Origin of the sequence: Streptomyces wuyuanensis (assembly GCF_900103455.1) — a bacterium.
In the GTDB taxonomy this organism is placed as follows: Bacteria; Actinomycetota; Actinomycetes; order Streptomycetales; family Streptomycetaceae; genus Streptomyces; species Streptomyces wuyuanensis.
Map to the genome: position 1 here is coordinate 175,812 of NZ_FNHI01000001.1, position 17,406 is coordinate 193,217.

General features: G+C 70.4%; 16 protein-coding genes. 4 read left to right on the forward strand and 12 right to left on the reverse strand.

The window, feature by feature from the left end; all coding sequences use genetic code 11:
- Nucleotides 1–45: 45 nt before the first annotated feature.
- Nucleotides 46–945, forward strand: a complete 900-nt coding sequence (locus BLT82_RS00715) for a universal stress protein (protein ID WP_093651784.1) — start codon at nt 46–48, stop codon at nt 943–945.
- A 302-nt stretch (nt 946–1,247) separates the two neighbouring features.
- Here the strand turns inward: BLT82_RS00715 and BLT82_RS00720 are convergent, their stop codons facing one another.
- Together BLT82_RS00720 and BLT82_RS37000 are read right to left on the reverse strand one after the other, a co-directional pair.
- A complete protein-coding gene (locus tag BLT82_RS00720) occupies nt 1,248–1,742 on the reverse strand; it encodes a hypothetical protein (RefSeq protein WP_093651785.1) in 495 nt (164 codons plus the stop codon).
- Nucleotides 1,739–1,906: a hypothetical protein gene (locus BLT82_RS37000; RefSeq protein ID WP_167745928.1), complete on the reverse strand. Its 168-nt coding sequence runs from the start codon at nt 1,904–1,906 to the stop codon at nt 1,739–1,741. The genes BLT82_RS00720 and BLT82_RS37000 overlap by 4 nt, the downstream gene beginning before the upstream one ends.
- A gap of 674 nt (nt 1,907–2,580) precedes the next feature.
- On the opposite strand from BLT82_RS37000, the gene BLT82_RS00725 reads away from it, so the two are divergent.
- From BLT82_RS00725 to BLT82_RS00735, 3 genes are all read left to right on the forward strand, one after another.
- Nucleotides 2,581–2,670 (forward strand): potassium-transporting ATPase subunit F, encoded by a 90-nt coding sequence (locus BLT82_RS00725; protein ID WP_093651786.1) that lies wholly within the window; start codon nt 2,581–2,583, stop codon nt 2,668–2,670.
- A 134-nt stretch (nt 2,671–2,804) separates the two neighbouring features.
- Nucleotides 2,805–4,178 (forward strand): TrkH family potassium uptake protein, encoded by a 1,374-nt coding sequence (locus BLT82_RS00730; protein ID WP_093651787.1) that lies wholly within the window; start codon nt 2,805–2,807, stop codon nt 4,176–4,178.
- Entirely contained in the window at nt 4,171–4,890 is a 720-nt protein-coding gene (locus BLT82_RS00735) for a potassium channel family protein (protein ID WP_208867622.1), read from the forward strand. Before BLT82_RS00730 ends, BLT82_RS00735 begins: the two co-directional genes overlap by 8 nt.
- A 41-nt stretch (nt 4,891–4,931) precedes the next feature.
- Here BLT82_RS00735 and BLT82_RS00740 read toward each other — a convergent pair whose 3' ends face one another.
- From BLT82_RS00740 to BLT82_RS00790, 10 genes are all read right to left on the reverse strand, one after another.
- Nucleotides 4,932–7,478 (reverse strand): sensor histidine kinase, encoded by a 2,547-nt coding sequence (locus BLT82_RS00740; RefSeq protein WP_093652200.1) that lies wholly within the window; start codon nt 7,476–7,478, stop codon nt 4,932–4,934.
- Between the two features lie 391 nt (nt 7,479–7,869).
- Nucleotides 7,870–8,481, reverse strand: coding sequence for a potassium-transporting ATPase subunit KdpC (gene kdpC, locus BLT82_RS00745; RefSeq protein ID WP_093651788.1), 612 nt, complete (start codon nt 8,479–8,481; stop codon nt 7,870–7,872).
- A gap of 6 nt (nt 8,482–8,487) precedes the next feature.
- Nucleotides 8,488–10,632 (reverse strand): potassium-transporting ATPase subunit KdpB, encoded by a 2,145-nt coding sequence (gene kdpB, locus BLT82_RS00750; protein WP_093651789.1) that lies wholly within the window; start codon nt 10,630–10,632, stop codon nt 8,488–8,490.
- Nucleotides 10,629–12,293: a potassium-transporting ATPase subunit KdpA gene (gene kdpA, locus BLT82_RS00755; protein WP_093651790.1), complete on the reverse strand. Its 1,665-nt coding sequence runs from the start codon at nt 12,291–12,293 to the stop codon at nt 10,629–10,631. Before kdpA ends, kdpB begins: the two co-directional genes overlap by 4 nt.
- A gap of 8 nt (nt 12,294–12,301) precedes the next feature.
- On the reverse strand, nt 12,302–12,391 hold the full coding sequence (gene kdpF / locus BLT82_RS00760; protein WP_019888110.1) for a K(+)-transporting ATPase subunit F: 90 nt from the start codon (nt 12,389–12,391) through the stop codon (nt 12,302–12,304).
- 1,175 nt (nt 12,392–13,566) lie between these two features.
- Entirely contained in the window at nt 13,567–14,421 is an 855-nt protein-coding gene (locus BLT82_RS00770; RefSeq protein WP_167745929.1) for an alpha/beta hydrolase family protein, read from the reverse strand.
- On the reverse strand, nt 14,418–15,380 hold the full coding sequence (locus BLT82_RS00775) for a VlmB-like protein (RefSeq protein ID WP_093651793.1): 963 nt from the start codon (nt 15,378–15,380) through the stop codon (nt 14,418–14,420). The genes BLT82_RS00770 and BLT82_RS00775 overlap by 4 nt, the downstream gene beginning before the upstream one ends.
- A gap of 53 nt (nt 15,381–15,433) precedes the next feature.
- The gene (locus tag BLT82_RS00780) at nt 15,434–16,435 is read right to left on the reverse strand and encodes a DUF2156 domain-containing protein (RefSeq protein ID WP_093651794.1); all 1,002 of its coding nucleotides are present in this window, start codon (nt 16,433–16,435) and stop codon (nt 15,434–15,436) included.
- Nucleotides 16,432–16,890: a hypothetical protein gene (locus tag BLT82_RS00785; RefSeq protein WP_093651795.1), complete on the reverse strand. Its 459-nt coding sequence runs from the start codon at nt 16,888–16,890 to the stop codon at nt 16,432–16,434. The genes BLT82_RS00780 and BLT82_RS00785 overlap by 4 nt, the downstream gene beginning before the upstream one ends.
- The gene (locus tag BLT82_RS00790; protein WP_093651796.1) at nt 16,890–17,405 is read right to left on the reverse strand and encodes a type II toxin-antitoxin system RatA family toxin; all 516 of its coding nucleotides are present in this window, start codon (nt 17,403–17,405) and stop codon (nt 16,890–16,892) included. Before BLT82_RS00790 ends, BLT82_RS00785 begins: the two co-directional genes overlap by 1 nt.
- Nucleotide 17,406 lies beyond the last annotated feature (1 nt).

Sequence of the window (17,406 nt, forward strand, 5' to 3'; positions counted from 1 at the left end):
ACCGAGAAGCTCGAAGCAGATCACACAACGCAGGAGGTGGGCTCTGTGCCCGGAACGATTGTTGTGGGACTCGACGGCTCGACCGAGAGCCGTGCCGCCGCGGAATGGGCCGCCCGTGAGGCGGAGTTGCGCGACCTGCCGGTGAACCTGGTCCAGGTGTGGCAGCCGGTGCCGATGGCGCAGGCGCCGCTCCTCGGGGCCGAGACCCACCAGCACTGGACCGAGCGCGTCCTCCGCGAGGTCGCCGAAGACCTGCGGCAGCGTCACCCCGGCGTCGAGGTGAGCACCGAACAGCGCAACGGAACCCCGGCCGGTGTCTTCCTGGACGCCGCACTGGAGGCGGAGTTGCTGGTCCTCGGCTCCCGCGCGCTGAGTGGTATCGGCGGCTTCCTCGTGGGGTCCGTCGGCCAGTCCGTGACCGCCCACGCCGAGGTGCCCGTGGTCCTGGTCCGGGCCGGTGAGCAGGCCGTCGACGAGCACCTCAAGGACGCCGTCGGCATCGCGTCGGGTGCCCCCGGCTTCCGGCCCGTCGTCCTGGGGCTGGACACCGGCAGCTCCGACGACCGGGTGCTCTCCTTCGCCTTCGAGGAGGCACGGCGCCGCAAGGCCACCCTCACCGTCGTCCACAGTTGGGACCTGCCGCCCTCCTATGCGTACAGCATGGCCGGCGGGTACGACCCCCGCGCGGACATATCCCGTGCACAGGCAGGCGCCCTCACCGAGGTGCTCCTGCCCTGGCGGGAAAAGTACCCGGACGTCAGGGTGGACGAGATGTCCCGCATGGGTAGCCCCGCCGGCCACCTTGTCGACGCCTCCCGCGACGCCTCGCTCGTCGTCGTCGGCCGTCGCGTGCGTCGTGTACCGTTCGGCATCCACATCGGTCCCGTGGCGCACGCGGTATTGCACCATGCCGCCGCCCCTGTCGCCGTCGTCGCCCACGACTGACACGGCTGAGCGCGCAAGGCGATACACCACTACGGTGGCAGTCGCAGGGGAGCCCGGCGCACCCCCGCCGTGAACCGGCGACATGACTTCGAGACGGAGAGCCCGGCATCGGCCGTGACGCCCATATGACGCTCCGGTGCCGCGCAACCGACGTGGGAGAGCCTGGAAACGGCTCTGACCTGCAGGAGTGCGTGGTGATCCTGCAACGGTGAAGTAGGGGCGCCCACCTTCGGTTTTATGCTTGCGCACTGTATGCGGTGCGGGCGTTACGGGCGACGCTCCGACGCTGAAAGATCACCAAGTCAGTGGCAGGCGCCGTTGCTGAAGGTCGCGTGGGAGAGGTGGAAGGCGAGCATGCCGGGGCTGGGCGGCAGCCGGTCCTGGGCCCCCGGAAAGACCACCGGGGGCTGCTCTTCCAAGGTCAGCGTGATGCGGACGCAGTACTCCGTTCCGGTGTCCTCGGTGCTGACGGTGTAGCCCCCGTCCTCCGTCTCACGCGTGTCGACGCCATGTCCCGGCCCTATGCCGCTTTCCCTGATCGCCGCCGAGACAAGGGCGCCGTGGTTGCTCTCCAGGCTCGTGTAGTGCCGTTTGCCTTCCAGGTCCTGGACGCCCTTGCGGACGGCGTCGTGAAGCTCGCCCTCACTCCACGTCGACTCGGCCTGCATACCGAACAGCACGCCGAGCGCGATGAGCGGCGTGAGGATGATGAGTGCGAGACCAACCGGGTTGCGGTGGTTGTAGACGTACCTGCTGGTACCCCACTTGCTCCGGATGAAGACGGGTTCCTCGCTCAACGTGCGGCCTGTGCATCGCCGATGTACGCCGCCCAGGCAGCTGCCCCGAGCGCGAACTTCGGGACGTCGGGGCTCTGGCGGGGCACGCCCTCAAGCGGTCCGTCGAACTCGGCTTCGGCTCGGCTGATGAGGGCCGGGAACCTCCGGTGAGGTGCGGTCATCATGGGGGAACTGTAGCGGCGAGGGTGATCACCTCGGAAACCGCCGGCCGAGACGGCCTCGGATTCGGCGAGCCCACCCGTCCGAGCGCTCGTCGGCCGCGAACGCTCAGACTGGCCACGTGGAATCCCACCGGCCGACTCTGGCGCTCGGCGTGCGACACGAGGCCGCTCCCGCTCCAAGCAAGCAAGGACAGCCACGTGAAGGACGTATCGCTCGGCTGGACTTCGGGCCTGTGTCCAAGGCCCGTCCCGTCCCCGCGCTCCCCGGCGTCGCCCGAGCCCGGTGGGGCGGACACCGCTCTCCCGAGGTAAGAGGGGCGCCCACCCCGGCCGCGTCTCACTGGTGGGGAACGCGAAACCCCGTCGGGGTCCGGGCGATCAGCCTGGTGGGCCGGCTGGCCGAAAAGACCAAGCCCTGCGCGCCGCAGGATCGGCGAACCTCTGAGGACATCCGTCGGCCGAGAGGGAGCATACGGGCTTCCCGGTGCGCGGTCCGCCCTTCGCGTACGGCTTTGACGGCGATCCGACGGATCATGCCGAACGCGTCAATGCGGCGTCAGAATCGCCCGCTCCGGCGGAAGGAGGACGTCAACGCACCCCGGTGCGGTGGCGCGCGCGGTTTCCTGAGCGGGACGGATTCGGGTGGGGCAGTCGGCAGCAAAGGGAGTTGATCGCTCATGAGCGAGGAGAACTGGGTCGGGCTGATCGTGGCCGTGTCCCTCGTCGGCTATCTGGCCGCCGCCGTGATGCGGCCGGGGAGGTTCTGAGAGTCGCTCGGACGGGTACCTCGTGCCGCCCGCTGCCCGGTCCGGGGCGCCGAGGTAGGGTGACCGCCGCCGGTTCGTTGACGGGTTCGATACGCCCCCCGGCCATGGAGCGGTGAACCGAGGGAGGCCGGCGGGTGGCTGGGCAGCTGACGAGAGTGCGGCGGTCGCTGTTCGCCGTGCACCCGGCCCGGACCCTGGTCATGGCCTTCGGCGCGGTGATCCTGCTGGGCGCGTTTCTGCTGACACTGCCGGTGTCCTCGGAGGAGGGCGCGGCGACCGGGTTCGTGACGGCCCTGTTCACGTCCACCTCCGCAGTGTGCGTGACCGGTCTGGTCGTGGTGGACACCGGCACGTACTGGAGCGGGTTCGGCGAGGGCGTGATCCTCGCGCTGATCCAGGTCGGCGGCTTCGGCATCATGACCATGGCCTCGCTTCTCGCGCTGCTGGTCTCGGGCAAGCTGCGGCTGCGGATGCAGTTGACGGCCCAGGCGGAGACGAAGAGCCTGGGGATCGGCGACGTACGCCGCGTCCTGCTCGGCGTCGCGGGAACCACGCTCGCCGTGGAACTCGCCGTGGGGGCCTGGCTCGCGCTGCGCTTCCGGTTCGGCTACGACCAGTCCATCGCCGACGCGGCGTACTCGGGGCTCTTCCACGCCGTCTCCGCCTTCAACAACGCGGGCTTCGGCCTGCACGTCGACAGCCTCACCCCGTACGCGCAGGACCCCTGGGTGACGCTGCCCATCGCCCTGGCGGTCATCCTCGGCGGGCTCGGCTTTCCCGTCCTGCTGGAACTGCTGCGGCACCGCACGCGCCGGAGGCTCACCGGCCGGCGCACCTGGTCGTTGCACACGCGGATGACGCTGGTGACCACCGTCGCGCTGCTGCTGACCGGCACGGTGCTCACCTGCCTGCTGGAGTGGACCAACCCCGGGACTCTGGGGCGGTTCGACTGGGACGAGAAGTTCCTCAACGGGTTCTTCCACTCCGCGATGAGCCGCACGGCCGGGTTCAACGCCGTCGACATCGGCGCCATGCACGCCTCCACACTGCTGATGACCTGCACGCTGATGTTCATCGGCGGCGGCAGCGCCGGTACGGCCGGCGGCATCAAGGTGACCACGTTCGCGGTCCTGGCCGCCGCGATCTGGGCGGAGGTGCGGGGCGAGCCGAACTCCAGCGTCATGGGCAGGCGTCTGGCCCCCCACGTGCTGCGCCAGGCGCTGACCGTCGCTCTGCTGGCCGTGGGACTGGTGATCGGTGCCACGCTCGCCCTGCTCACGGTGTCCTCGGCCCCGATGGAAGCCGTCCTGTTCGAGGCGGTGTCCGCGTTCGGCACCGTCGGTCTGTCCACCGGCATCACGGCCGACTTCCCGGATTCCGGACAGTTGGTGCTGATCCTGCTGATGTTCGTCGGCCGGCTCGGTCCGGTCACTCTGGTCTCGGCCCTCGCCCTGCGCGAGCGGACCCGCCGCTACCAGCTTCCCGAGGAGCGACCTGTCATTGGGTAACTATCTGCACTCCCTTCGCCGGCGCCGCCGCAAGCGGCTCGCCGCCCAGTACCCGGAGATGAGCGACCAGCGTGTGGCGGTGATCGGTCTGGGCCGCTTCGGCAGCTCCCTGGCCCTGGAACTGACCCGGCGCGGCTGGGACGTGCTCGGAATCGACACCGACCCCGCGCTCGTCCAGCGCCACAGCGATACACTCACGCACTCCGCGGTCGCCGACTGCACCGACCCGGAGGTGCTGCGGCAGCTCGGCGTGCACGAGTTCACCAGCGCGGTCGTCGGTATCGGCACGGACATGGAGGCCAGCATCCTGATCGCCTCCAACCTCCTGGAGGAGAACGTCCCCAACATCTGGGCGAAGGCGATCAGCCGCCAGCACGGCCAGATCCTGGAGCGGCTCGGCGTCCACCACGTCGTTCTGCCCGAGCACGAGATGGGCGAGCGGGTGGCCCACCTGGTGACGGGCCGGATGCTCGACTTCATCGAGTTCGACGACGACTACGCCCTGGTGAAGACCGTTGCCCCGGACAGCGTCACAGGCGTTCCGCTCAGCCAGAGCGGCGTGCGCAGCAAGCACGGGGTGACGGTCGTCGGGATCAAGCGGCGTGGTGAGGACTTCACCCATGCGACCGCCGAGACGGTGGTCGCCAAGGGGGATGTCGTCATCGTCACCGGCAAGACCCGTGCGGTGGAGACGTTCGCCGAGATGAGCTGAGACCGGCACGGGCCACGGCCACGGCCGACCCGGTCGTCGGCTCAGGTGGTCGCATCAGCCGGAAGCTCGGGGCGGACCGGCTGATGGGCCGCTGACTTCGGGAGGGCGATCACCATCGTCAGACCTCCGCCGGGAGTGTCCTCGGCGCCGACGGTGCCGCCCATGGCCTCCACGAACCCCCGCGCGACCGCGAGGCCGAGCCCGACACCGGCGCCGCGAGGCGCGTCGCCGTACCTCTGGAACGGCTCGAAGACGGCGTCCTTGGCCTCGTCGGGGATACCGGGCCCGCGGTCGACGACGCGCAGTTCCACCCGGTCGCCGATCGCGCTGGCGGCCACCAGGACCGGGGTGCCGGACGGGGTGTACTTGACGGCGTTCTCGACGATGTTGGCCACGGCCCGCTCCAGCAGGCCCCGGTCCACCGTGACCATCGGCAGGGTCTCCGGGATGTCCAGGGCGACGCTGTCCTCCGGTACGCCGCCCAGCGCCATCGGCACGACCTCGTCGACGTCGGTCTCGCGGAACACCGGCATGACCGTCCCTGTCTGCAGCCGGGACATGTCGAGGAGATTCCCGACCAGGTGATCAAGACGGTCGGTGCCCTCCTCGATGCCGACCAGCAACTCGGCCCGGTCCTCCTCCGACCATTCGACGTCGTCGGCGCGCAGCGAGGTGACGGCGGCCTTGATGCCGGCCAGCGGGGTGCGCAGGTCGTGGCTGACGGCGGCGAGCAGGGCGGTACGGATCTTGTTGCCCTCTGCGAGCTTCCTGGCCTCGGCCGCCTCGCCCACCAGTCGCTGACGGTCCAGGACGACGGCGGCCTGGGAGGCGAAGGCGCCCAGGACACGACGGTCCTCGGCGGGCAGGACCCGGCCGGTAAGGGCCAGGGCCAGACGGTCGTTGACGGGCATGTCGACGTCGGCGTCCTCGGGCCGGGCGACCGGACGGGCCTGGCCGACACTGCCCACGCAGGTCCACGGCTCGACGTCGCTGGTGCGCTTGAGCAGGGCGACGGACTCCATGGCGAAGGTCTCCCGCACCCGGTCGAGCAGCGTCTCCAGGCTGGTGTCGCCGCGCAGCACACTGCCCGCGAGCAGGAACAGGGTCTCGGACTCCGCCCGCAGCCGGGCTGCCTGCTGGGTGCGGCGCGCCGCGAGACCGACGACCGAGGCCACGGACGCCGCGACGGCGAAGAAGACGAAGAAGGCGAAGATGTTCTCGGGGTCGGCGATGGTCCACGTGTGGACGGGGGGCGTGAAGTACCAGTTCAGGAGCAGTGAGCCGACGGTGGCCGAGGCGAGCGCCGGCCACATCCCGCCCAGCAGCGCCGCCGCGACGGTCACGGCCATGAAGAGCTGCATCTCGTTGGCCAGCCCCGTCCCGCCGCCCGTCGACGTCAGCACCAGGGTGAGCAGGAGCGGCCCGGCGACGCCGACCAGCCAGCCCGCCACGAGGCGCGGGCCTCCGAGGCGGCTGCGCTGCCGTCTGGGCAGCCCCCGGCCCTGGCCGACCGCGTCGTGCGTGACGATGTGGACGTCCAGGTCGGGGCCCGACTCACGGGCCACGGTGGCGCTTACCCCGGGCCCGAACACGTACTGCCACGAACGGCGGCGGCTCGCGCCCAGCACGATCTGGGTGGCGTTCACCCCGCGGGCGAACTCCAGCAGCGCGGAGGGGATGTCCTCGCCTATGACGTGGTGGAACGTTCCGCCGAGGTCCTCGACAAGGGTCCGCTGGACCGCAAGCTCCTTCGGCGAGGCCGAGGTAAGACCGTCGCTGCGGGCGATGTAGACGGCCAGCACCTCGCCGCCCGCGCCCTTCTCGGCCAGCCGGGCGGCCCGGCGGATCAGGGTCCGGCCCTCGGGACCGCCGGTGAGGCCGACGACGATTCGCTCCCGGGACCCCCAGATCGCGGAGACCCCGTGGTCCGAGCGGTACTGGTTGAGGTACTCGTCGACTCGGTCGGCCACCCACAGCAGCGCCAGCTCGCGCAGGGCGGTGAGGTTGCCGGGCCGGAAGTAGTTGGACAGGGCGGCGTCGATCTTGTCCGGCTTGTAGATGTTCCCGTGTGCCATCCGCCGCCGCAACGCCTCCGGCGACATGTCGACGAGTTCGATCTGGTCCGCGCGGCGGACGACCTCGTCGGGGACGGTCTCCTTCTGCCGTACGCCGGTTATCGACTCGACGACGTCGCCGAGTGACTCCAGGTGCTGGATGTTCGCCGTCGATATGACGTCGATGCCGGCCGCGAGGAGGTCCTCGACGTCCTGCCAGCGCTTGCTGTTGCGCGAGCCGGGGATGTTGGTGTGCGGGAGCTCGTCCACCAGGGCGACGGCCGGACGGCGGGCCAGGACGGCGTCGACGTCCATCTCGGTGAAGACGGTTCCCCGGTACTCGAGCTCGCGGCGGGGAATCTGCTCCAGGCCGTGCAGCATGACCTCCGTGCGCGGCCGGTCGTGGTGCTCGACGAAGGCGACCACACAGTCCGTGCCCCGCTCGACACGGCGGTGGGCCTCGGAGAGCATCGCGTACGTCTTGCCGACGCCCGGCGCCGCGCCGAGGTAGATCCGAAGCTTTCCGCGTCCCATGGGTGCGATCTTTCGTGTCGAAGCAGATGGTTCCGTGGCCGGCGCGGACGATTCCACGGCCTGCCCTGGGCGAGCGCCACTCAGCCTTCGAAGCGGTGGCCCATCCCCGGTTCCGTGATCAGGTAGCGCGGGTGGGAGGGGCCGTCTGCGCTCGGCGGCAAGCCGTGGTGCGGTGGTGCCGTCGGGGGCCGCGTCCACCTCGTACGCGCGCGCCCGGAGGTTGACCGTCAGGGCCACGGGCGGCGGTTCGTCCTCGACCACCAGGACCGGGTCATTGAGGGTGCCACCTTTCTTGTCGTCTCCTCGTTCAAGGATCCGTCGGCGGGTACGGGAACCGCCGGGCGGGTGGAGTCCCGGCCCGGCGGTTCCCAGCGGCCTGCCGACGGGACCGTCAGTGGGCGGCCAGGTCCTTCAGCGCGAGGTTGAGCCTGAGGACGTTGATGTGCGGCTCGCCGAGGAAGCCGGCGGTGCGGCCCTCGGTGTGATCGTCGACCAGCTTCGTGACCTGCTGCTCGGACAGCCCGTTGGCCTTGGCGACCCGCTTGATCTGGATCTCCGCGTACTCCGGGGAGATGTGCGGGTCGATCGCGGAGGCCGAGCCGGTGACCGCGTCCTTGGGGACCTCGGACTCCGGTACGCCGTTGAAGGAGGCGACCTGCTTCTTCGCGTCGCCGACCATCTTGGTGAGCTTGGCGTCGGAGGCGCCGAGCTGGCTGGAGCCGGTGGCCAGCGGGTCGTAGCCGCTGTTGGACGGGCGCGGCTGGAACCACTTCGGGTCCGGGTTCTCCGTGCCCCTGATGTTCCAGGTCTGGCCGATGAGCTCGGAGCCGACCTCCCTGCCATCGGCCTTCACGATCGAGCCGTTGGCCTTGTCGTTGAAGAGGCCCTGGGCGATGCCGGTGACCGCGAGGGGGTAGAGGACGCCGGTCACGACCGTGAGGACGAGCAGCATGCGCAGCGCGGCCCAGGCCAGGCGTCCCGTGTTCGCTACGGAGTTGTTCATAGCCGATCAGCCGATTCCGGGGATGAGGGAGATGAGCAGGTCGATGAGCTTGATCCCGATGAACGGGGCGACGAGGCCGCCGAGGCCGTACAGGCCCAGGTTCCGGCGGAGCATCTTGTCCGCGCTGGTCGGCCGGTAGCGCACGCCCTTCAGGGCGAGCGGGACGAGGGCGAGGATGATCAGTGCGTTGAAGACGACCGCGGAGAGGATCGCGGACTCGGGCGAGGCCAGGCCCATGATGTTGAGCTTGTCCAGCGACGGGTAGGCCACCGCGAACATCGCCGGGATGATCGCGAAGTACTTCGCGACGTCGTTGGCGATGGAGAAGGTGGTCAGCGCGCCTCGGGTGATGAGGAGCTGCTTGCCGATCTCGACGATCTCGATGAGCTTGGTCGGGTTCGAGTCGAGGTCGACCATGTTGCCGGCCTCCTTCGCGGCCGACGTGCCCGTGTTCATCGCCACGCCGACGTCCGCCTGGGCGAGCGCCGGGGCGTCGTTCGTGCCGTCGCCGGTCATCGCCACGAGCTTGCCGCCGGCCTGCTCGCGCTTGATGAGCGCCATCTTGTCCTCGGGCGTGGCCTCGGCCAGGAAGTCGTCGACGCCCGCCTCCTCGGCGATGGCCTTGGCGGTCAGCGGGTTGTCGCCCGTGATCATGATCGTCTTGATGCCCATGCGGCGCAGCTCGTCGAACCGCTCCCGCATGCCCTCCTTGACGACGTCCTTCAGGTGGACGACACCGAGGACACGGGCACCCTTGTCGTCCTTGGCGGCGACGAGCAGCGGCGTGCCGCCGGCCTGCGAGATGCGGTCGGTCAGCTCACGGGCGTCGGGGGCGACGGTGCCGCCCTGCTCCTCGACCCAGGCCACGACCGAACCGGTGGCGCCTTTACGGACCTGACGGCCGTCGACATCCACACCCGACATACGAGTCTGCGCCGTGAAGGCGATCCACGCGGCGTGGGCCAGTTCGCCCTGGTGGCGCTCGCGCAGCCCGTACATCTCCTTGGCGAGGACGACGATCGAGCGGCCCTCGGGGGTCTCGTCGGCCAGCGAGGAGAGCTGGGCGGCGTCGGCGACCTCGGCCTCGGTCGTACCGCGTACGGGCACGAACTCGGCGGCCTGGCGGTTGCCCAGGGTGATGGTGCCGGTCTTGTCGAGCAGCAGCGTCGACACGTCACCGGCGGCCTCGACCGCACGCCCGGACATCGCGAGGACGTTGCGCTGGACCAGTCGGTCCATACCCGCGATGCCGATCGCGGAGAGCAGCGCGCCGATGGTCGTCGGGATGAGGCAGACGAGCAGGGCCGTCAGGACGATCAACGACGTCTGCTGGTCGGCACCGGCGTAGATCGCGAAGGGCTTCAGGGTGACGACGGCGAGCAGGAACACGATGGTGAGGGACGCCAGCAGGATGTTGAGGGCGATCTCGTTGGGGGTCTTCTGCCGCGCCGCGCCCTCGACCAGGTTGATCATCCGGTCGATGAACGTCTCGCCGGGCTTCGTCGTGATCTTGATGACGATCCGGTCGGAGAGGACCTTCGTTCCGCCGGTCACGGCCGAACGGTCGCCGCCGGACTCGCGGATGACCGGGGCCGATTCGCCGGTGATGGCGGACTCGTCCACGGACGCGACGCCCTCGACGACGTCACCGTCGCCGGGGATGATGTCGCCGGCCTCGCAGACCACCAGGTCACCGATCTTCAGCCCGGTGCCGGGGACCCGCTCCTCGTCCTCGCCGATGATGCGGCGGGCGACCGTGTCGGTCTTGGCCTTGCGCAGGGTGTCGGCCTGCGCCTTGCCGCGGCCCTCGGCGACGGCCTCGGCCAGGTTGGCGAAGATCGTGGTGAGCCAGAGCCAGGCGGTGATCGCCCAGCCGAACCAGTCGCCCGGGTTCTTGACCGCGAGCACGGTGGTGACCACCGAGCCGACCAGAACCACGAACATGACCGGCGACTTGACCATCACGCGCGGGTCGAGCTTGCGCAGCGCGTCCGGCAGGGACTTCACCAGCTGCTCGGGGTCGAACAGGCCCCCGCCGACCCGGCCTGCCGGTTCCTTGCGCCCGGACGGGCCGTCGGTGTGGGGGGCCAGTGTCGGAGTGACCGTCGTCTTCTGGGGCACAGCGTCCTGCTTCGCTACGTCGGTGGTCATGCCGCGAGCCCTTCGGCGAGCGGGCCCAGCGCGAGGGCCGGGAAGAACGTCAGACCGGTGATGATCATGATCGTGCCGACCAGGAGGCCGGTGAACAGCGGCTTCTCGGTACGCAGCGTGCCCGCGGTCTCGGGGACGGGCTTCTGCTCGGCGAGCGAGCCTGCGAGCGCGAGGACGAACACCATCGGCAGGAACCGGCCGAGCAGCATGCACAGGCCGAGTGCCGTGTTGTGGAACCCGGTGTTCGCGCCGAAGCCGGCGAAGGCCGAACCGTTGTTGTTCGAGGCGGAGGTGTAGGCGTACAGCACCTCGGAGAAGCCGTGCGCGCCGGTGTTCGTCATCGACGACTCGCCGTTACCGGTCGCCATCGCGACGGCGGTGCCGATCAGGACGAGGGCCGGGGTGACGAGGATGTAGCAGGCCGCGTACTTCATCTCGCGGGTGCCGATCTTCTTGCCCAGGTACTCCGGGGTACGGCCGACCATCAGGCCGGCGACGAACACGGCGACAACAGCCATGATCAGCATGCCGTAGAGGCCGGAGCCGACACCGCCGGGCGCGATCTCGCCCAGCATCATGCCGAGCAGCAGCACGCCACCGGACAGACCGCCGAAGGAGTCGTGGAAGGAGTTCACGGAACCGGTCGAGGTCATGGTCGTGGAGACCGCGAACAGCGACGAGGCGCCCTCGCCGAAGCGCTGTTCCTTGCCCTCCATCGCGCCGCCCGCGAGCTGCGAGGCGGTGCCCGGGTGGGCGAACTCCAGCCAGGTCACCAGGACCACGCCGACGAACCAGATCGTGGCCATCGCGCCGACGATCGCGTAACCCTGCCGGACGCTTCCGACCATCCTGCCGAAGGTGCGCGGCAGCGAGAACGGGATGACGAGCAGCAGGAAGATCGTCAGGAGGTTCGAAAAGCCGTTGGGGTTCTCGAAGGGGTGCGACGAGTTGGCGTTGAAGTAGCCGCCGCCGTTCGTGCCCAGGTCCTTGATGGCCTCCTGGGAGGCGACAGCGCCGGGGCTGATGGACTGCGTCTGCCCGGTGACAGTGGTCAGCTCGTGGATGCCGGCGAAGTTCTGGACGGCGCCCGCGGCGACCAGCAGGACAGCGGCGACCACGGAGATCGGGATCAGGATGCGGACGGTACCGCGGACCAGGTCGGCCCAGAAGTTGCCCAGTTCACCGGTGCGGGACCGGGCGAAGCCACGGACCAGCGCGACCGCGACGGCGATGCCGACGGCGGCCGAGGCGAAGTTCTGCACGGCGAGACCGGTGGTCTGGGCGACGTGGCCCATGGACGACTCACCCGAGTACGACTGCCAGTTCGTGTTGGACACGAACGAGGCGGCCGTGTTGAACGCCTGGTCCGGTGTGATCGCCGCGAAACCGAGCGACCCCGGAAGGCCGTTCTGTATCCGCAGGATCAGGTAGAGGAACAGCACGCTCACGGCGGAGAACGCCAGCACGCCGCGCAGGTAGGCCGGCCAGCGCATCTCCGTGTCGGGGTTGGCTCCGACAGCGCGGTAGATCCACTTCTCCACCCGGAGGTGCTTGCCGGAGGAGAAGACGGCGGCCATGTAGTCGCCGAGGGGGCGGTGTACGAGGGCGAGCGCGACGATCAGCGCGGAGACCTGGAGCACGTCAGCAAGAACGGGGCTCATATCCGTACTCAGAACCTCTCCGGCTTGACGAGGGCGAGCACGAGGTAGCCCAGCAGGGCGACGGCCACGACGAGGCCGATGATGTTCTCGGCGGTCACAGCTTCGCCACCCCCTTGGCGATGAGGACCACCAGCGCGAACACCGCGATCGTGGTGACGACGAAGGCCACGTCGGCCATCGCATGCTCCTAGAAGAGGTTCGAGAGGAACGGACACCACGAGAAAAGCGCACCCTGGCGCGAAACCGACCCCCGTTGACGACGCCCTTACGCCTCCGAAGGCCCCCTTAACGGCATCCATATGCCGCAGTGCTCTGGATCATGCGCACGGCGGGCGCCGGCGACCGCGCCGCAGCGGCAGCCGGACAAGAACGACGGTCGCGAGAACAAGTACGGGCAGAAGAGAGACGGCCATTCCGACGGCATCCATGCCCACAGCAACACACCCTGAGATCGGTGGGCCCACCCGACTCCTCGGCCGAAGCCGCACGCGCGCCCGTTCACCCCAGAGTGGTCCCCGTCGGTGTGGGGGCGAGCAGGGTTGACGCAGCTCTGATGCCTGCGGCGCCGGGCCTGATGAGCTTCTGACGGCAGGAGGCCACCCCATCGAGCTGTGAGACCACCGCCCTGGTGGCCGGAGCGGGGTGTGACGACCGACTGCGGTGTTCGACTACCAGGCCGCCCAGGGCGTGGGCACCTCAGCTCGGCCGGCCGGTCATCACCTTCCACGGCGGGCACAAAGGCAACACCACCCACCTGCGGGCCTGGGCGGCACAGCTCCGCTCCACCCCGCTCGTCCACTGACCGTTGGCGATTCACACGGCAGTTGGCCCGACTTCAGGCGGCCGAGTGGCCGCGAGTCCTCGCATACGGCGATGACGTCGGCGACCCGGCGTTGCCCGTGCCGCGTACGCAGCCATGGCCGCGGGAGTTTCCCCCGGCTGTGAGTCACGGGACCCAGCTCCTGGCACCTGACCGGGCCCCCGTCGACCACCTCCGGTGGGGGCCCCGATGCCGCCGCTGCTCACCGTCGACAAAGGGGAGTGCGACGGCGGCTCCGAGGAGCTGGCTGCCCGTCGAGGAGGGCGCCGACGACGCCCCGGGAGTCGTCGATCCCGTCGGGGCGATCGCACATGACGCCCGTCCGACGCTCCGGATCGACGCCATCACCCCGGCCCCCGGCGAGTCCGCCGGGGCGCTGGCGTTCATGGAGATCGTCCGCGACTGCGCGGTCGATGTCGTGGCTCGCGAACGCCGACCGGCCCGCGTACGGGGTCAGCGCGAGGTGATCCAGGTGTGGATGCGCGCCGCGAGGTCGGCGCCGGAGCGGGCCCAGCGGATGTGGCCCGGGGCGGGGCCTTCCGCGGGGGCGTAGTGCCAGCGGTCGACCGAGGCTCCCGGCAGTTTGGCGCAGAGGCGGTCCACCGCCGTGACCGGTGCCAGGTCGTCTCCCTCGACGGAGATCGCCAGGACCGGGAGGCGGACCTGGGGGAGCAGGGCCTCGTAGTCGACGTCCGCGCCGGACGGCCTGAACCGGCCGGTGCGGCAGATACGGGCCCAGTCCCTCATCCGGCGGGCCGGCTGGCGCCCGCCGAAGCCGAGGCGGTGGCCCGGGAAGTAGCCCCACACCGTGCCGATCAGCGCCACGAGTTGCGTGCTGAGCAGAATGCGCACCCCGTGAATCCCCGGAAAGCCGCGGTGGTCGACGGAACCGGCCGCCACGAACAGCAGGCCGTCCACGCCCTTCGGCTCCCGCGCCGCGTAGAGCACCGACGCCTGGCCCCCGATGCTGTGCCCGAGCAGATGGAGCGGGACGGAGGGGAAGCGCTCCCGGACCGCCGCGACCATCGCCGGCCAGTCCACCGCGGCCAGATCCTGGTATCCGTCCCGGGACGACCGGCCCGCTCGGGGACGGCTCGCACCCTGGCCGCGCAGATCCGCGGCGACGACGGCGATGCCGCGTTCCGCGAGTTCCGAGCAGAACGGGTCGTAGTACGAGGCCGTCACACCGAGCGCCGGCCACAACAGGACCACGGCCAGCGGCTCCCCGGCCGGCTCCGTCACCCGGCCGACGAGCCGTGCCGTCGTGTCCTCGAGCGGTACCTCGATGAGGTCGGGGGCCTCGCTCACCGCTGCCCCCCGCCCAGGAGCATGTACGCGAGCCGCTGCTCCTGGGTCTCCCGTGACCATCGTTCCGCCGCCTCCATACGCTCCTCGATCCCCGTGTCGACCAGGCGCCGGCCGGGCCAGATCTCGTAGTCGCCGACCAGATGACCGTGCTCCGACAGGCCCTGCTGGAAGAGCGACTCCCGCCGGAACAGCAATTCCACCATGGGAAGCTCCTCCCACAGCCGGCGTCCCTCCTCGATGATCTCCTGCAACCGGGCCCGCTCGTGCGGATGTTCCGACAGATACCGGCGTACGACGGCGCTGCCGACCGCAAGGTGCCGGATCTCGTCCATGTTGGCGCCGCGCTCGACCAGCGCGGCGGCGGGGTCGAGCGGCCGCCACTTGCGTTCGCTGAGCTCGGCGGCCGGTGCGAGGACACCCTCCACCAGCACGGTCAGCACCAGGACGCCTCCGTAGAAGTCACCGCTGTCCCGGAGGACGCGCAGGCCGAACTCCTCCAGCGGGTCCAGGACGGCGGCCGACGCCGCACCCGCCGTCTTCTCGACCGTGGCCGCGAGTTCCGACGCCGGTACGCCGACCCGCAGCAAGTGGTCCCGGAAGGCCCGGGCATGGCGCGCCTCGTCGATGAGCTGGGTGGAGAAGAACTCCAGGCAGTCGCCGTCCGGGGCGTGGAACACGAGGAAGGACAGGGCGCGGGTGGCCTTCTCCTCGGCGATGTGCCGGAAGCAGAACTCGTCCAGCAGGGCGTCCCGCAAGGGGCCGGGAGCCGTGACCGCCGGTGTCGGGGCGGGGTCCGGGACGCTGCCGTCGGACAGGCGGCGCAGCATCCCGCCCGCCACGTGCTCCAGCCAGTAGGGCAGATTGCACTGCTGCGGCGTCAATTCCAGTGAGCGGGCGCCTTCGAGGACACCGGGGGCGTTGTCCCAGTCGGCTTCCGCGGGGATCGGGGCGGTCGTCATGGTCGTCTCCGTTCGTGGGTGGGGAATGGCGGGGAGCGGCCGGCGCGGTCCGGTCAGACGGCGCCGGTGACGCGCAGCAGGTTCCAGACGGCCGGAAGCCGCGCGCCGCCCTGGAAGGCGGCGTACTCGGGCTCGACCACGTGCGGCGCCCACTTCCGCTTGAACGCCTCCTGGCTGCGCGCCGGGTAGACGACGCGGCCGTGCTCGCCGAGCTGACCGACGATGCGGCTCAGCGTCCTCGACGAGCAGTCCGGCTCGTGGGCCGGGTCCAGACCGGCGAAGGGCGTGAAACCGAGGTGGAGCCAGCCCGCGCCCTCCTCCTGGAAGCGCTGGAGGGCGGTGAGGTTGACCAGTTCGATGGTGCCGACCGGAGCGGCCGTCGACCTGCGGGTGAGGTCGTACAGCATTCCCGGTCTGCTGCCCCAGACCGGCGAGTAGGTGATGTACGCGACGGTGCGGTCCTCGTGCCGGGCGAGGAACGTGCGCCTCAGCGGTGCACCGGGCCCTCCGCGCTCGCCGACGAGGAAGGTCAGCTCCTTCACATGACGGCCCTTGGACCGCAGCCATTCGGCGTCGATGGCGTCGAGTTCCGCGCGGCCGCGTACGTCGTCCCCGGTCACCTCGGTGACCCGAACGCCCTCGCGCCGGGCGCGGGAGACGTTCTGCCGGATCTTGGCGAGGGCCTTGCCGCCGAGGGTGAACCGCCGCAGGTCGACGCTGTACGAGCTGCCGATCTGGTTGACGGCGAAGCCGCGCGCCGCGTAAGGGCCGATGTCGTCGCGGCGGAGCTGCACTGCGGTGAGCCGCCGGCGCCCCGGGCCCGCGGCCAGCCCGCCGAGGAACTCGTCGAGCAGCGCGTCCCGTTCGGCCGGCGGGGCGAACGGGCCGCCGAACTGGACCGCGTGCCGGCGGCCGGTCCGGTGGGCGATCAGCCCCGACGCAACGCGCCCGAGATGGTGGGACGTGCCGTCGTTCAACGCCAGGAAGGCGCTGGGGTGGTCGGCGTGGCTGCGCAGCAGTCCGAGAGCGGCCTCCGTCCGCGATGCGGTGTTCATCGGCGGCTTCCCGCGCCGGCGGCCACCTCGGCCGTGAAGGCGGTGAACGCCGGGTGCGGGGCGGGCTCGAAGGGGACCGAGAACGGCTTGAGGAAGTTGCCGAGGAGCCCGCGGTCGCCGCACAGATGGATGGGGACGGCCAGGAGGGCCCACTCCGGGCGCACCAGCCACGACCACAGCGCCACCACTGCGCCGGCGGTCAGCCAGCTGTGCATGGTGTTGTAGAGGACGTAGTAGACGCGGGGTGTCGCGCCGCCGCGCGCCCTGCGGTGCGCGATCGCTCCCGGGAGGTAGCCGATGAGGTCGATGTAGGCGAACATCGCGATCGCGACCGGCCAGCGCACCTCGTCGAGGTGGGCGAGGAACAGGCCGGCGCTGATGGCGAGGCCGACGCAGTACTCGGCGCGCAGCAGCCGGTACGTCACGGTGGATTCGAAGCGGTTGGCCGCGTCCATCAGGCGATCCGTTCCGCCTGGACGTGCCGGACCGGCGCCACGGCTGCGCCGGCGGCCGTTGCGGGTTCCGGCGGAACGGCCGCGGCGCCGAGGAGCGAGGTGAGCACCAGGCGTATGTTCTCGCGGAGCACGCGCTCGGCCACCGGGTCGATGATGCCCGCGAGGCTGGGCAGCCCGAAGTCGAACCGCGCCGTGAACCGTACGGCGCAACCCGTGGGCCCGTCCGCCGTGACCTCCCAGCGGCCGCTGAACTCCTCGAAGTCGCCGTCGGTCTGGGTGAACGAGATCGTCAGGCCCTCGTCGTCGAAGACGTCCTCCTCGGTCCAGCCGAGGACGCCGTTGCGGAAGTTCACCTCCCAGTCGCTGCGCACCGGGCCGCCCGGTTCGCCCGGATGGACGGTGACCTCGCGCACCGTGTCCACCAGGTCCGGGTAGCGCGCGAAGTCGCGGATCCTCTCGTACGCCTCGTGCGGGCCGGTCGTCGACGACCGGTGCTCAAGTTCCACGGACCGCATC